This is a genomic window from Butyrivibrio sp. XBB1001 (assembly GCF_000424505.1).
Classification (GTDB): Bacteria; Bacillota; Clostridia; order Lachnospirales; family Lachnospiraceae; genus Butyrivibrio.
The window spans coordinates 127,408-142,972 of record NZ_AUKA01000006.1 but is presented as its reverse complement, the minus strand read 5'-3'; the positions used below and the strand labels follow the sequence as shown (position 1 = coordinate 142,972).

General features: G+C 40.2%; 17 protein-coding genes. 13 read left to right on the top strand and 4 right to left on the bottom strand.

Translation table 11 applies throughout. The annotated features are described in order from the left end of the window. The first annotated feature begins 38 nt into the window (after positions 1-38). Positions 39-1,745 carry a glutamine--tRNA ligase/YqeY domain fusion protein gene (locus G631_RS0107115; RefSeq protein WP_026488865.1) on the top strand — a complete coding sequence of 569 codons (1,707 nt, stop codon included), beginning with the start codon at positions 39-41 and terminating at the stop codon, positions 1,743-1,745. Positions 1,746-1,785: 40 nt separating this feature from the next. Next, on the top strand, positions 1,786-2,649 hold the full coding sequence (locus G631_RS0107110; protein WP_026488864.1) for a DUF2225 domain-containing protein: 864 nt from the start codon (positions 1,786-1,788) through the stop codon (positions 2,647-2,649). Positions 2,650-2,714: 65 nt separating this feature from the next. Here G631_RS0107110 and G631_RS18400 read toward each other — a convergent pair whose 3' ends face one another. The 3 genes from G631_RS18400 to G631_RS0107095 all read right to left on the bottom strand — a co-directional run bounded on the left by G631_RS18400 (position 2,715) and on the right by G631_RS0107095 (position 4,682). Continuing rightward, a complete protein-coding gene (locus tag G631_RS18400; protein WP_035789465.1) occupies positions 2,715-3,011 on the bottom strand; it encodes a hypothetical protein in 297 nt (98 codons plus the stop codon). Positions 3,012-3,079: 68 nt separating this feature from the next. Further along, the gene (locus tag G631_RS0107100; RefSeq protein ID WP_026488863.1) at positions 3,080-4,018 is read right to left on the bottom strand and encodes a carbohydrate kinase family protein; all 939 of its coding nucleotides are present in this window, start codon (positions 4,016-4,018) and stop codon (positions 3,080-3,082) included. A 55-nt stretch (positions 4,019-4,073) separates the two neighbouring features. After that, positions 4,074-4,682, bottom strand: coding sequence for a TetR/AcrR family transcriptional regulator (locus G631_RS0107095; protein ID WP_026488862.1), 609 nt, complete (start codon positions 4,680-4,682; stop codon positions 4,074-4,076). Positions 4,683-4,974: 292 nt separating this feature from the next. Between G631_RS0107095 and malQ the strand changes: the two genes are divergently transcribed. The 6 genes from malQ (at position 4,975) to pdxR (ending at position 10,896) form a co-directional block, all read left to right on the top strand. After that, positions 4,975-6,498 (top strand): 4-alpha-glucanotransferase, encoded by a 1,524-nt coding sequence (gene malQ, locus G631_RS0107090; RefSeq protein ID WP_035789463.1) that lies wholly within the window; start codon positions 4,975-4,977, stop codon positions 6,496-6,498. After that, complete coding sequence (locus G631_RS0107085; RefSeq protein WP_026488860.1) at positions 6,479-7,510, top strand: LacI family DNA-binding transcriptional regulator; 1,032 nt, start codon at positions 6,479-6,481, stop codon at positions 7,508-7,510. Before malQ ends, G631_RS0107085 begins: the two co-directional genes overlap by 20 nt. Before the next feature lie 210 nt (positions 7,511-7,720). After that, a complete protein-coding gene (locus G631_RS0107080) occupies positions 7,721-8,536 on the top strand; it encodes a PfkB family carbohydrate kinase (RefSeq protein WP_026488859.1) in 816 nt (271 codons plus the stop codon). A 4-nt stretch (positions 8,537-8,540) separates the two neighbouring features. Continuing rightward, positions 8,541-9,062, top strand: coding sequence for a TIGR04002 family protein (locus G631_RS0107075; RefSeq protein ID WP_026488858.1), 522 nt, complete (start codon positions 8,541-8,543; stop codon positions 9,060-9,062). Between the two features lie 22 nt (positions 9,063-9,084). Further along, entirely contained in the window at positions 9,085-9,681 is a 597-nt protein-coding gene (locus G631_RS0107070) for a TIGR04100 family radical SAM protein (protein WP_026488857.1), read from the top strand. A gap of 111 nt (positions 9,682-9,792) precedes the next feature. After that, positions 9,793-10,896 carry a MocR-like pyridoxine biosynthesis transcription factor PdxR gene (gene pdxR / locus G631_RS0107060; RefSeq protein WP_026488856.1) on the top strand — a complete coding sequence of 368 codons (1,104 nt, stop codon included), beginning with the start codon at positions 9,793-9,795 and terminating at the stop codon, positions 10,894-10,896. A gap of 674 nt (positions 10,897-11,570) precedes the next feature. On the opposite strand, the gene G631_RS0107055 is transcribed toward pdxR, so the two are convergent. Next, positions 11,571-12,119 (bottom strand): DJ-1 family glyoxalase III, encoded by a 549-nt coding sequence (locus G631_RS0107055; protein WP_026488855.1) that lies wholly within the window; start codon positions 12,117-12,119, stop codon positions 11,571-11,573. Between the two features lie 124 nt (positions 12,120-12,243). Here G631_RS0107055 and G631_RS0107050 point away from each other — a divergent pair, with 124 nt between their 5' ends. The 5 genes from G631_RS0107050 to G631_RS0107025 all read left to right on the top strand — a co-directional run bounded on the left by G631_RS0107050 (position 12,244) and on the right by G631_RS0107025 (position 15,461). Continuing rightward, positions 12,244-12,969 (top strand): hypothetical protein, encoded by a 726-nt coding sequence (locus G631_RS0107050; protein WP_026488854.1) that lies wholly within the window; start codon positions 12,244-12,246, stop codon positions 12,967-12,969. Positions 12,970-12,993: 24 nt separating this feature from the next. Continuing rightward, positions 12,994-13,710: a hypothetical protein gene (locus tag G631_RS0107045; RefSeq protein ID WP_026488853.1), complete on the top strand. Its 717-nt coding sequence runs from the start codon at positions 12,994-12,996 to the stop codon at positions 13,708-13,710. 211 nt (positions 13,711-13,921) lie between these two features. Next, positions 13,922-14,314, top strand: a complete 393-nt coding sequence (locus G631_RS0107035; protein WP_026488852.1) for a pyridoxamine 5'-phosphate oxidase family protein — start codon at positions 13,922-13,924, stop codon at positions 14,312-14,314. A gap of 49 nt (positions 14,315-14,363) precedes the next feature. Next, on the top strand, positions 14,364-14,912 hold the full coding sequence (locus G631_RS0107030; RefSeq protein WP_051196979.1) for a hypothetical protein: 549 nt from the start codon (positions 14,364-14,366) through the stop codon (positions 14,910-14,912). A gap of 225 nt (positions 14,913-15,137) precedes the next feature. Continuing rightward, positions 15,138-15,461: a hypothetical protein gene (locus G631_RS0107025; RefSeq protein ID WP_026488850.1), complete on the top strand. Its 324-nt coding sequence runs from the start codon at positions 15,138-15,140 to the stop codon at positions 15,459-15,461. Positions 15,462-15,565 lie beyond the last annotated feature (104 nt).

Sequence of the window (15,565 nt, the reverse complement as noted above, 5' to 3'; positions counted from 1 at the left end):
CTATACTATACTATTTAGAAGGTTGGTTTTATTAAGTAATGGCAGAGGAAGTAATTAAGAATTTATCTGAGAATGCAGAGGGTGACAATACACCTTCAAGACATTTTATTGAACAGGCAATTGACAAGGATCTTGCAGAGGGAGTTTATGACCATGTTCATACACGTTTCCCTCCAGAACCTAATGGATTTTTGCATATAGGTCATGCCAAGAGTATTCTTCTTAACTATGGAATGGCTCAGGAATACGGCGGCAAGTTTAATATGAGATTCGATGATACTAATCCTACCAAGGAGAAGGCAGAATTCATGGATTCTATCATCGAGGACGTTAAGTGGCTTGGTGCAGATTATGAAGATCGTCTCTTCCATGCATCAGACTATTTTGACGAGATGTATGAGGATGCCATCAAGCTCATCAAAAAGGGCAAGGCTTATGTATCTGAACTTTCAGCAGAAGAGATGCGTGAGTACAGAGGAACCCTTACAGAGCCTGGTAAGGAAGACCCTAACAGAAATAGAAGCGTAGAAGAGAATCTTAAGCTCTTTGAAGATATGAAGAACGGCAAGTTTGAGGACGGAAGCGTTACTCTTCGTGCCAAGATTGACATGGCTTCACCTAACATTAACATGAGAGACCCTATCATTTACAGGGTTGCACATATGACACATGCTAGAACTGGCGATAAGTGGTGCATTTATCCTATGTACGACTTTGCTCATCCTATTGAGGATGCTATTGAGGGAATCACACATTCTCTTTGTACTCTTGAATTTGAGGATCACAGACCTCTTTACGACTGGGTCAAGGAAGAGTGCGAGTACAAGAACCCTCCACGCCAGATTGAGTTTGCCAAGCTTTATCTTAATAACGTAGTTACAGGTAAGAGATATATCAAGAGACTTGTAGAGGATGGAATTGTTGATGGATGGGATGATCCACGACTTGTTACTATTGCCTCTCTTCGTAGAAGAGGATTTACTCCAGAATCTATCAAGATGTTTGTAGATATGTGTGGTATCAGTAAGGCTAACTCTACAGCTGAGTATGCTATGCTTGAGTACTGCATCAGAGAAGACCTTAAGCTTAAGTCTAAGAGAATGCTTGCTATCTTAGACCCAGTTAAGCTCATTATTGACAACTATCCAGAGGGACAGACAGAGCTTCTCGATATCGAGAATAACAAGGAAGTTCCAGAGATGGGATCCAGAAAGGTTCCTTTTGGAAAAGAGCTTTATATTGAGAGAGAAGACTTTATGGAGGAACCTCCTAAGAAATACTTCCGTCTCTTCCCTGGCAATGAAGTAAGACTTATGAACGCTTACTTTGTAACATGCACAAGCTTTGTCAAGGATGAAACTGGCAAGGTAACAGAGATCCACTGTACTTATGATCCTGCTACAAAGGGCGGAGACAGCCCTGATGGCAGAAAGGTCAAGGGTACTATCCACTGGGTATCTGCCAAGGAGGCTGCTACATGTGAAGTGCGCCTTTATGAGAACATCATTGATGAGGAGAAGGGTGTATACAATGAGGATGGTTCACTGAATCTTAACCCTAACTCAATCAAGGTTATCAAGGATGCCAAGCTTGAGCCTGAACTTGCAAACGCAGCTCCATACGACAAGTTCCAGTTTGTAAGAAATGGATTCTTTAGTGTGGACAGCAAGGACTCCAAGCCAGGAGCACCTGTATTTAACAGAATAGTTTCACTTAAGAGCTCTTTTGTACTTCCTAAGAAGTAATGTCACCAAAACTATAATCCTAATAAAGAGAGGTTGCGTTATGGCTGGTATTTTTTCTGGACTTGAAAAACTCGGACTTGGAAACATTGGCGGTGGTAATCTTTTTGAAGATCCTTCCAAGAAGGAAGCACCTGTAAAAAAAGAAGAACCCAAAAAGAAACTTTCCCTTGTAAACGAAGAGGACTATCTGTTTGACAAGAAGTACAAATGTCCTGTTTGCGAGGATGAATTTGACGCTAAGACTGTAAGAACAGGTAAAGTCAGGATGAAGAATGTTGATATCGATCTTCGCCCTGATTACGACGAAGTTGACCAGAATAAGTATGATGTTATAGCGTGCCCTCACTGTGGATATGCTGCGCTGGGAAGATATTTTGCAACACTTAACAAGTATCAGATTGATGATATAAGAGTTAAAATCTGTATGAACTATAAGAAACTCGACTACAATGAGCCTACTTATAGTTATGAACACGCCAGGAATATTTATCAGCTTGCTCTTGCTAACGCAGTGGTCAAGAAGGCCAAGAACAGCGAAAAAGCTTATATATGTCTGAAGACAGCCTGGGTTATCAGAGGTGAGACAAGGCGTATGGATCCTTCTGAGGATGGCTATGAGGAAAAGAAAGCTGCCAATGATGCTCAGGAAAAAGAGCTGCTTTCAAATGCACTTAATGGCTTTGTAATGGCGAGACAGTCTGAGGAATTCCCTATTGCAGGAATGGATTCAACAACACTTGATTACCTGATCGCTGCACTTGCCGTAGAAACTGATCAGTTTGACGTAGCTTCCAAGATGGTTTCAGAGCTGTTAACTTCAAGAGTTGCCAACAGCCGTATAAAGGACAAGGCTCGTTTATTAAAGGATATGATTGCTGAAAAGAAGGGCGAGCCAGCAGAGTGATAGTTTTGTAGTAAACATAAAGAAAACCCCTGTAGCCAATGGCTATAGGGGTTTATTAATATTCATTATTTCTCGTCATTGAAAAATTCTTCTGACTTTTCAGCTGTCTTCTCAGGTTCATCGTCAAGAGCTGAATCATCAGCAGGGCTGATATCTACATATTTGCGATTGCCAAATTTGAATTCTGTAGTATTATACTCGTCATCGTCCTCGAAATCTTCGAAGTCTTCGTAATCATCATCATCAAAATCATCGGCAATAGCTTCATCTCTCTTTGAGAGATAGTAATATGCTCCAGCTGCGGCAGCACCTACAGCAGCACAAAATACAATAAATTTACCAAATCCGTTTTTCTTGGACATGTAAATGACCCTCCTATCAAGCGATAGAATAATTTTAATACAATTTAATCACAAATAAAAGTGCAAAATTAAGAATTACTGTCAAATTCACTTTTTTTGATGCCCCAGATAAGATTGCGCCACTGCTCAAGCTGATCTGTTGTCATGAAACCATTGGAAGTTCCCATATATCCAATCTTGTAGGAAGCAAATAACAAAGCGTTCTTAATCGCATTTACGCTGTCACCGTTTTCCATATAGTAGTGAAGGAAACATGCGAATAGGGCATTACCAGCACCTATGGTATTAACAACCTCATTGGTCTTGACTGTTTTATAGTGGACACGAAGGTCCTGGGCTTTATCATAAAGGATAAGACCTTCCCGGCCCTGGCCCAGAATAATGATATCAGTTCCATAAGTTCCAGCCATTCTGTCGATGAATTCATAAGGGTCTTCGCCCAGATTATCATCACTAAAATACAGAACCTTGGCAGGCTCAAGGAAATCTGTGTTGTATTTTTCTTTTTCCCTATTGTAGGTTCTGATATTGACTGCAATAGGCTTTTTTCTGGCAGCTGCTTCTTTTGCAAATGGTCTGCAGAAATTGGCGTTGGCCAGTACCATCATGTCGCAGGCTTCTGCGATAGGGGCAACCATGGACATGTCATACACGTTTTCTCTTAGATCCTTGATATCTTCAAAGATTTGCTGCTTACGATCTTTGTCATACAGAACAACCTCTGTTGGAGTGGCCTCCATTTGAGGAATGATATACTGGGTAGAAAGAGTTATCTTTCTATCCTGAGGATTGATCAGGCTAAGGTCCTGATTTCTTCCTACGATGGACATGAAAGTTACATCGTCACCGAGCCATTTTAGAGCCAGAGATTCGTTGTAAGCATCGCCACCCATAGCCGTAAAAATGGAATCACTTGCACTGGTAATAGGAGAGTAGACTACAGGAATCTTGTCAACTCTAACAATGGTCTCAATCTGCGTAACACCTGCTACTAAGAACTTGCTCATGCTTTTGCCTCCTCATTATTGAGATATTCTGCATATTTGAACCAGTTTTATGGTTTTATCGTTCCATAAGAGACATGGCTTTTATCATATCTATATATTCTTCAGCTTCCTGCAAAAATAAGTCGGAACGGAAACTTGCACTTTTGATTCTTTTTACCATAAGTCCGTTTATTGTAAAATCAAGGATCTCGCCAACTTTATTGTAATCAACAAAAGGAGCGAACTGGGTTATATCTGCTCTTTCTCTTAGGGCCTCCATGATCCTTTGATATTTTTCTCTTCGCTCGCTGATCTCTGCGACAGCTTCTGGATGTTTTTCCTCATCAGCCTTATTAAGGTAGAGGAAAATGTATGGATACTGAGACATGGCTGCCACTTTGGCAGATAAAATCTGGTGATACAGCTCAAAATAGCCATTTTCATTTTTTTCCACATTGGCTGTAAGCTCCAGAGTTACGAACCTTGTGGCATAGTCGTACAAAAAAGCGTATATACCAATCTTGCTTCCAAAATAGTGAAACAAGAGTCCCTTGCTGATCTCAGCGTTTTTTACTATCTCATCGGTACTGGCATGATAGTAACCGTATTCAGAAAAGACCTTAAGTGCCGCGTTTATCATCCTGTCCTGCTTTTCTTTTTTTAGTTCAAAAAATTTCTCATTCATATTCTAGCCCGCCTAAAAAGTCGTAATTGACCACACCAGTCTATTATAAATATAGCATTTTTGTCATGTCACTTCAAACGGTTTACCGTTATTTATCAATTTTTTATAGGTGGCGTCTAGCTAAGCAATACGCAGTTTCAAGCATTTTTAACGTAATTTAGTAGTTGCGGTAGAGCGATAATGGTGGTAAAGTATATATATGGAAACGTTACCGGTAACGAGCAAAAATTTCCGGAAAGTGGTATTATAATAGTTAATGTGCAGGTTTTTTGCGGATTGAGAGGGTCAAGTAATGGCAAAGAGTAATAAAAAGCAGACAAGGGCATGTGGTGTTCTTCTTCCTATTTTTTCACTGGCTTCAGAGTATGGAATAGGATCTTTTTCCAAGGAGGCATATGAGTTTGTTGACTTTTTGAAGGAGGCAGGGCAGAGCTACTGGCAGATACTGCCACTAGGTCCTACAAGTTATGGTGATTCACCATATCAGTCTTTTTCAACATTTGCAGGAAACCCTTATTTTATAGATATTGAGAAGCTTATAGAGGAAGGTCTTTTGACCAAAAAGGATGCAGAGAGCTACGATTTTGGCGACAATGCTGAGAAAATCGATTACGAGAAGCTCTATCGCAATAGATTCAAACTTCTTAAAAAGGCCTTCGACAACATAGATAAGGCAAAGAATTCCAAAGAGATCAGAAAAGAGTTTGACTCTTTTAAGAAGAACAAGGATAATGATTGGCTAAGGGACTATTCTCTTTTTATGGCTCTTAAAAACGCCAACGGTGGAAGAGCCTGGAATACATGGGATGAGGATATAAGGCTTAGAAAGGCTTCAGCAATGAAGGCTGCTTTTGAAAAGTATGATGAGGAAGTTGAGTTTTACTCATTCCTTCAGTATCTTTTCCTTAAGCAGTGGACAGATCTTAAGGCTTATGCCAATGATAAAGGCATCGAGATCATAGGAGATATACCGATCTATGTGGCCTTTGACAGTGCTGATACCTGGGCTAATCCGGAATTGTTCCAGCTGGATAAAAAGAACACTCCTATCGATGTGGCAGGATGCCCGCCTGATGCCTTTAGTGCTACAGGTCAGCTTTGGGGCAATCCTCTTTACAGATGGGACTATCACAAGAAGACTGGCTATAAATGGTGGATGAAGAGAATTGCTCACTGTTACAAACTTTATGATGTGGTCAGAATAGACCATTTCAGAGGCTTTGATGAGTATTATGCAATTCCTTATGGCAATCCAACAGCCGAGATTGGCGAGTGGAGAAAGGGCCCTGGATACGAGCTCTTTGAAACCATGAAGAAGGAACTTGGGGAAAAGAAGGTTATTGCAGAAGATCTTGGATATCTGACACCTTCAGTAATAAAGCTTGTTAAGAGAACTGGTTTCCCTGGTATGAAAATCCTGCAGTTTGCTTTTGACTCAAGGGAAGAGAGCGATTATCTGCCTCACAACTATACCAAGAACTGTATTGTGTATACTGGAACTCACGACAATGAGACTACAAGAGGCTGGTTTGATCATCTTCCAAGACAGGACAAGAAATTCTGCAAGGAATACCTTGGAATCCATTACAACAAGGACGCTGTTTGGGCTACTATCAGAGCTGCCTTTGCCAGCGTGTCTGACACAGCAATCATTCCTATGCAGGATTACCTTGAGCTTCCTATGTCAGCCAGGATAAATACCCCATCAACCCTTGGCGGAAACTGGGTATGGAGAATGGACAAGAACGCACTTTCAAAAGAACTGTGCGAGAAGATGAGGGATTACGCAAGAATTTATGGCAGAAATAACAATTAGAGAAATCGCAAAGCGCTGCGGAGTAGGTGTCAGCACTGTATCAAGAGCAATCAACAACCACTCTGATATAAATCCTGAGACCAAGCAGCGAATAATGGATGTAATAAAGGAAACTGGATATATTCCAAATAACAGTGCCAGAAATCTTAAGAGAACTGATGCTAAGTGCATAGGTGTTCTGGTAAAGGGTATTACAAACCCCTTCTTTACACCTATCATCGAGAAGATTGAGCAGGAGACTGAAAAGAAGGGCTATGCTCTTGTGCTCAGGCATGTTGAAGCCTATGAGAACGAGGTGAATGTTGCTCTTGAATTGGAAAAAGAAAAAAGGCTCCGTGGCATTATCTTTTTGGGCGGTAGCTCCAAGCATGAGGCAGATAAGCTAAGACAGCTCAATGTGCCTGTAATATTTGCTACAATAGGGTCTGACATTTCTGATGACCTTGGAAGAAATGCATATTCTACTGTATCTGTAGACGATGAGGTAGAGAGCCGTAAGATGGTTGAATACCTGATAGGTCTTGGACACAAGAAGATTGCTATCCTGACAGAGGGTAATGACCAGCCATCTGTTGTTAGTTTACGTTATGATGGGTATAGAGATGCCCTTAATAAGCATGGGATAAAGCTTGATGAAAAGCTAGTCAAATATGTAGACCGTAGGATTTATGCTATGCAGAACGGATATGAGACCACTAAGGCACTTATTGATTCCGGGGCAGAATTTACAGCTCTTTTCTGCGTATCAGACGTTTTGGCAGTAGGCGCTCTCAGAGCTCTTGCTGATGCAGGAATAAGAGTTCCAGAAGATGTTTCTGTTGCGGGATTCGACGGACAGGATCTGGCTTCATTTACAGTGCCAAGGCTTACCACGATCAAGCAGCCATTATCTGATATTTCAGAGGAGACCATGCGCCTGATATTTGATCTCATAGAGGAAAAGAGAGGCCATAAGCATATAATTTTCCCTGGAGAGCTTGTTGTGGCAGAATCTACAAGAAGTATAAAATAATAATATAAATATATAAGAGCCGTCTGGTTACCTTTTGAGAAGGAAATCAGGCGGCTTTTTTCCGCTTATGAACTATCTTTTTGGGGGAAAACATAATACTAACAAACTGGTCATATAAAAAGCCTTAAAACTGAATATATTTATAGTACCAGAAATATTGTATATTTGCTTTTAAATTAAACAAAATGCTTGCAGAGAGGTGATAATTACATGAAAAGAGTTGCTGCGATAAATGACCTTTCAGGATTCGGAAAATGTTCTCTTATAGCGGATATTTCAGTTCTATCATCCATGGGAATTGAGGTTTGTCCTGTTCCAACGGCAGTGCTTACTGCTCAGACTGGCTTTCCATCTTATTACCAGCAGGATCTGAAAGATATGGTGGAACACTGCAGAATAGAATGGTCCAGGATGGGAACGAAGTTTGATGGTATCATCACAGGTTATATACCCCATGAGAACCAGATTGATCAGATTATTGATTTTGCAAATGCCTTTAATCAAAAGAATACAGTTCTTTTGGTGGATCCAGTAATGGGCGATGGTGGACAATGCTATGCAAATTACACAGATTCAATGCGTTTAGGAATACAGAAACTTGTAAGGAAAGCAGATGTTATCACTCCAAATCTGACTGAACTATGCATACTGGCAGGAGAAGACCCAACTGAGTTGCCCAATAATGTTGACCGCATTCTGGAAATTGCCAAAAAGGCAAAGGCTAACGAAAAGCAGAAAATAGTTGTGACAGGTGTGATCCTTGAAAAGGGTGAGCTTTGTAACATAGCAATACATCCAGGTGGAGCAGAGGTTATTCACAGTAAATACAATGGACTCAGCTATTCAGGGACAGGAGATCTTTTTGCGGCAGCTCTAATGGGGAATCTGTTAAATGGAGAAACGCTAGTGGACGCAGCTTCTAAAACAGCGGATTTTATTAGTGAATCCATAGTTAATACTGAGGATAAGGATAGAAACTATGGCGTTGACTATGAATTACAGTTAAAAAAGGGATGGGAGAGGTGAGAGTATGAATGAAAAAGTAAATTCCAGAACAAAAAAGCTTTCTTTTACAGGACTATTGATAGCCATGACTGTATTGTTTACAGCCTATATTTTTCATATTCCGTTTGGATTAAATGGCGGTTATATTCATTTCGGTGATTCAATCATCTATTTGGCAGCAGCTCTTTTGCCAACACCATATGCTCTTATGGTTGGAGCCCTGGGAGGCGGGATTTCAGATCTTTTAACCGCTCCAATGTGGGTAATTCCTACAGTTATCATCAAAATGCTGATCGTGCTTCCGTTTTCAAGCCAAAAGAGTACTTTAATATCTAAGCGAAATCTGGTGGCTCCTGTTATTTCTTTTTTTATCTCTGCTACAGGTTATTTTGTAGCAGAAAAAATAATGTTTGGCACAGAAACAGCCATATTCGCAGCCTTTTCAGGGAGCTTCATTCAGTCTGGAGGAAGTGCATTGTTCTTTTATCTGATAGCAAGTGCATTTGACGGTGTTGGAATAAAAAAGAGAGTTTTTCAGTTTCAGTAATTTGGGGAAAGGGGATAAAAACGTGGCAGACATAATATATACTTACAAAGATTCAGTTTACGCAAACATAACAAATAAATGCAATTGCAGATGTACCTTCTGTATTCGCTTTTTAAAGGATGGTATTGGAAATGCAGACACTCTTTGGCATCAGCAGAATCCTTCCAAAGAAGAAGTATTAAAAACCATAAGGGAATACGATTTTACAGGCTATAATGAGCTTGTGTTCTGTGGCTATGGCGAACCTACCTGCGCTTTAGATATTTTGCTAGCCGCAGCCAAGATTGCTAAAGAGGAGAAGGGGCTGAAGGTCAGACTTAATACAAATGGTCTTGGTAATGAGGAAAATGGCAGAAATATTGTCCCGGAGCTGGCAAGCGTAGTAGATAGCATTTCTATAAGCCTTAACGCGCCGGATAGTGCTGCTTATGAGAAGGTAACAAGACCTCAGGTGGAAAATGCTTTTGACAAAATGGTGGATTTTGCCAGGAAGGCAAAAGATAGCATTGGTCAGGTCAAATGGTCTATAGTTGACGTTTTGCCTAAGGAGGATATAGAAAAGTGCAGGCGACTCTCAGAAGAAACTGGTATTGAACTCAGGATCAGACATTTCACATGAGGACTATGAAAGGACAGGCAGCGATGTTTGTCCTTTACTTATATATTTCAGAAGGTTATCATAAATCTGGATATATAGGAATTTTCTTTTTAGCAAAAAAGGTATAACCAGATGAACTACAAAATTGAAAAAAATATATCGGAACCTGCGTATATTCAGCTTTATAAGCTCCTGGTTAATGATATTGTTGGAGGAATTTATGAGTACGGAAGTAAACTTCCTTCAAAACGCGTTATTGCCGAGGAAACAGGAATCAGCGTCATAACTGTCGAGCATGCACTGACCCTTTTAAATGAAGAGGGCTATGTTGAGAGCAGGGAGCGAAGTGGTGTCATTGTCACCTATAGAGGTGAGGATTTCCTAGGTGATGCCCGGTCTAACAGATTTAGAAGCGAGAACAATTTGAATAAGGGTTCTGATCAGAGACAGATAAGAAGTATAGGTGATTTTCCATTTTCTGTTCTGACCAAGACTATGAGAAAGGTAATGTTGGACTACGGGGAGAAAATATTGATCAAATCTCCAAACCATGGCTGCACAGAGCTTAGGCAGGAACTGTGCCATTATCTTGCAAGAAGCAGAGGCATCATGGTTGAGCCATCTCAGGTCATCATAGGTTCAGGAGCAGAATATCTCTATGGCCTTATTGTTCAGCTTCTTGGAACCGACAGAGTTTATGCTATAGAAGATCCTTCCTACAAAAAGATATATGATGTTTACAATGCGCTTGGCGCCAAGATTGACAGGCTGGGTATGACAAATGAGGGAATATCTTCAGATGCTCTTTTAAAAACAAAGGCACAGATACTGCATGTCACACCCTTTAACAGCTATCCAAGTGGAGTTACAGCCAGTATTTCCAAGAAACTTGAGTACATAAAGTGGGCCAAATTAAGAAACGGAGTTCTTATTGAAGACAACTACGAGTCAGAGCTTACTGTTTCCAGAAAGGCTGAGCAGCCGCTGTTTTCCATGAATCCGGAGGCTGACGTAGTCTATATCAATACTTTTTCACGAACAATAGCGCCTTCCATGCGTATTGGCTACATGGTATTGCCAGAGAGCATGGTGGAACTCTTCAACGAAAAACTGGGCTTCTACTCCTGCACAGTACCTATATTCGACCAATACGTCATAGCACAGCTCCTTAAAAGTGGAGACTTCGAGCGCCACATCAACCGTGTCCGCAGACAAAGACGCCAGCAGCTGAAATGATTCAGGCCTGTGCGGGCATTCCCCGCCACAGAGTAAATAACGCTCATTCAGAAAGTCTTTTTCGTCGGCTTCAGTTCGGATATTCATTGGCTTCTGGAAGTAGCATAAGAATTCTACGGTTCAAAACTCGCGCCAGGGCAGCGCTTGCGAGTCGACCAGTTTCCTATGCGAGTCTTTTCTGGCAAATGCGATTTTCTAATGTTTCCATGGCAGTTTTTCCCGCGCATGCGAAGCGTTGTCTGAAGCAGGACGGATAATAATCTTATATATAAGAAAATGCCATTTGGCGCACCGCGCCATAAAGAAAAGCTACATCAACATCTCCAAGTTTACTTGAGAGATTGATGTAGCTTTTCTTGTAAATGCCCGCATCGCGGGCTATGGCATTTTCTATTGAAATATTTCTCCCCGTCCTGCAAGTTTCAGCTGCAGCATGCGCATTAGAAGAAAAACTGCGGAAACATCTAAGAAAATCTGCATTTGTCAGTGACGAGCACTACGGGAACTGGCGCGAGTAAAAAGCTGCCCATTGGCGCTCAGACATGTTGAACCGAAACAGAATTCTTATGCCACTCCAGAAGCCTCATGAATATCGCCTCCTTACACAGACGAAAAAGTACTTTCATGAATATCGCTCTCATACTCTGTGGCGGGGAATGCCAATGCACAGTGAATTATTTGTAGACGATTTTGGCTGCCATTTCGCGGGCGGCAGTTTCGCCCTGGAAGTGCTCAATGATAGCAAGTCCGAAGGGGATTGCGGTTCCCATGCCGCGGCTTGTGATGAAGTGGCCATCCTTGGTTACTTCTGAAGTTTGTACGTCGGCGCCCTGAAGGTCTACTTCGCAGCCTGGGTAGCAGCAGGCTTTTTTGCCATTAAGAAGGCCCATCTTGCCATAGACTGTTGGTGCTGCGCAGATTGCGCACAGCATCTTATCTGTAGCATCAAACTCTTTAATCTTGATCTTAAGCGGCTGGCAGTTGCCGAGATTTGTTGTTCCTGGCTGACCACCTGGAAGGATCAGCATATCAAGGGAATCAAAATCCACATCCTCAAAAAGTGTATCAGCGATAACGGTGATCTTGTGAGAGCCGGTTACTTCCTTTCTTCCCATTATGGAAGCAGTCGTAATCTCGATTCCGGCGCGCCTCAATAAATCCACTACAGTTAGTGCTTCAATTTCTTCAAATCCATCTGCTAAAAAAATAGCTGTCTTTGCCATAATTTCCTCCAAAAAGATACATTCTATGCAGTAATTGTTTTGTGAATATTGTACCATAGTAATAGATTTAATTCATTGTTTGAATAAGCGGGAAATGGTATATTTATTGATATTAGGGGGAAATATGAAAAAATATATAGCACTAATTTTTATGGTATTACTCGTGACGATTATTTTTACAGGTTGCATGAATGGTAGAAGGAATGTCAATTCATTTAATGCAAAGACATCATATAACGAGTGGGCGCAAGCAATAGGGCTGTTTAATGGGGAGAAACTAAAGATTGACACTTATGCTGAGAGAGAAAATGGTCTAATTGAGATTGTCTTTTATAGCGAGGATGAAGATGAACTGGGCTATAAAGAGCTCAGCGAGTTAATTGATAGGCATAATAAATTTGTCGAAGATAATCCATCGTATTTTAATCCGGGCACCTACATTTGGTTAAGGGACTATGAAGGCGGAACCGGTAGGGGAGTGTATTTCTTTTCCAGAGAGGACGCAAGTACGTATGGATTGCAGGTAAATGGACTAGATGATACCAAGGATGATATGAAGATCAAGTATGCTGCTATAAACATGAAGGATGAATATGGATATAGGAAAATAGCAGATAATAATGTAATCTATGATATCCCAGTTGTATTGCTCTGGTATTATCAAGGAGCATGCCATTCGGAGAACTGCTATGAGGTTTTAAACCATTTTGCTGGAATAGAAAAGGTATTGCTAGAATATAAAGATGATGATGCAGGTTTTGAAGAAAGCAAGGAAAAGGTATTACATTTTGCGCCTGATGTAGAGGTCTATAAAAGGGCATCAGATGGACAATGGACATTGATGGATTAATGGTACTGCTGATAGGGGAAAACTATGAGAATAAAAGTAAATATCATTGTCTTTTTGATTATTACAACTGTTCTATGTGGCTGTGCGGATGGAAGAAGGGCATTGTCAAAGAAAAGCGTTGATTCTAAATATGGGGACTGGATTGAGACGACAGGCCTTTTTGAAAATAAAGCAGTTGCATTAGATAATTATCTGGAAGACGCGGAAGGAAGAATAGAAGTTTCTTTGTATACTATAGATGGAAAGGAAACGGAAGGATACAAGGAACTAAGCGATTTGATAGATAAACATAATGATTTTGTATTAAACAATCCCGAGTACTTTAACGACGAAATTAAGATAGAAATGCATACTGTTGACACTGCAGGAGTAGAAAATCTTTTCTTTTTTTCAGATGGGGATAGCAGATATGGGTATCAGTTTTTGTCTGAAGACTTGGGTATGAGTAATAATGCTGAGATTAAATATATTTCTATCAAAATTATTGGAGGAGAATATGAAATAGCTGATTATCCAGTTAATTATAATATTCCTGTAGTGATACTATGCGATGAGGGGGCAGGTCCAACAAAAGAAAAATATGAAATATTAAAGCATTTTAATGGAATAGAGAAGGTTGTACTTGACTATAGCACAGAAGAAAAATGGATAGATGCTAGTGCGGATTATGTGTTGGAATATGCACCAAATGTAGAAATATATAAGTTTGCGGATGACATGCATCTAGTGAGGGTTAAATGAAAAGAATAAGCATTTTACTTTTGGTTTTAATTGTCACCTTTACTAGCGCTGGATGTATGGCTAATGGTAGAAAAAAACTGGATTTTTGGGGTATAAAAACATCGTATGGAGAGTGGGCCGACAATATAGGATTACTTAATAGAGATGGATTGACGATTTAGCACAATAAAGTAAAATTAAGGTATCTGAGTAAATTATAGGAGGTGACGACATGGAACGAGTAGCAAAGTTTTTGAAGGATGCAGGAACTTATTATCTTGCAACAGTAGAGGGAGATCAGCCGAGGGTAAGACCTTTTGGCACTGCGCACATTTTTGAGGGTAAGCTCTATATCCAGACTGGTAAGGTCAAGAATGTATCCAAGCAGCTTCACGCTAATCCAAAGGCTGAGATCTGTGCATTTATGAATGGACAGTGGCTCAGGGTAGCTGCTGAGCTTGTAGAGGATGACAGAATAGAGGCAAGACAGTCTATGCTGGATGCATATCCTTCACTTCAGGGTATGTACAAGGCTGACGATGGAAATACAGAGGTGTTCTATCTCAAAAATGCGACAGCAACTTTCAGTTCATTTACAAGTGATCCAGAGGTTGTAACTTTCTGATGATAAGTGTAGGGAGTGATAGGATCACTCCCTATTTTTGAGGACTAGTATGGGAATTGAAATTGAGAAGAAATTTACGGTAAAAGAGATATCTTTTGACCTGGACAAATATCCATTTCATGAGATTGAGCAGGGGTATCTTAATGTGCATCCTGCGATTAGGGTAAGACGCCAGGATGATATTTACTATATGACGTATAAAGGGACTCCAGACAGCTCTTTTGCTGATAAAAAGAGTGAGAATATTGGCCAGGTTGAGTACAATATGCCACTTGATAAGGCAAGCTATGAGCATATGGTTTCAAAGGCTGATGGAAATTTTATCAGGAAAAAGAGATATCTGATCCCTTTAAATGAGGATGCGTTTTCTGCGGAATATCTGGAAGCTGATCCAGATTTAAAGGAACAGATAAAGAAGGGCGAGATCAAGATAGAGCTTGATGTTTTTAAGGCGCCTTTTGAGGGAAGAATCCTTGCTGAGGTTGAGTTTCCTTCTGAGGAGGCAGCCAGAAACTATCATCCTGCAGCTTGGTTTGACGAGGATGTGACTGGCAACAGGAAATATAGTAATTCTCAGATGAGCATTGAGAAGGTATGAATATTTTATTTCAATAGTTGCTGCTATTTTAGAATTATAATTTCACGGAATTTTGTTAATAATAAACAATAGAAAAAGTTGCCTTAAATATTTTTTGTGCTACTCATAGATAAATGTATAGATTTTGTGTATTGGGTTTATTTCACTCTTTTCCTGTAGTATAAATATCCCTGCGAATAATTTAGAAGAAAATGAATGAAAGATATGAAGGGCAGGACATAATAAATGAGTAACAGGGCAGAGCTTATAAATCAGCTTGCGGCTTCAATGGGGGCTGGAAAAGTTGGAACTAGTGTGGGAAATGGCACAACCAAGTCAAGATACAATGCCAAGACAGGAACTCTATATTGTAAGGAGCACAACGTTTCTCAGAATGTTGCTAATCAGGCAATGACATATTTTATGGGGATGAAAGAGAAATACAGTAGAAATACATCTCTTCAGGCTCAGCAGATGGTGCAGATTTATCAGTGCGCAATAGATGCCATCAGAATGTCACAGGATCCAAATGTTAAGGCAGCGCTTAAGGCAGTAAAGTCAGTAGGATGACAGATTTTTAATAATTTACGGTAGAAATATAATGATAGATATTTAAGATGTTACGATATCTCAGAAATAATATGAAGATATCGTAACATTTTTGTTGAATGAAA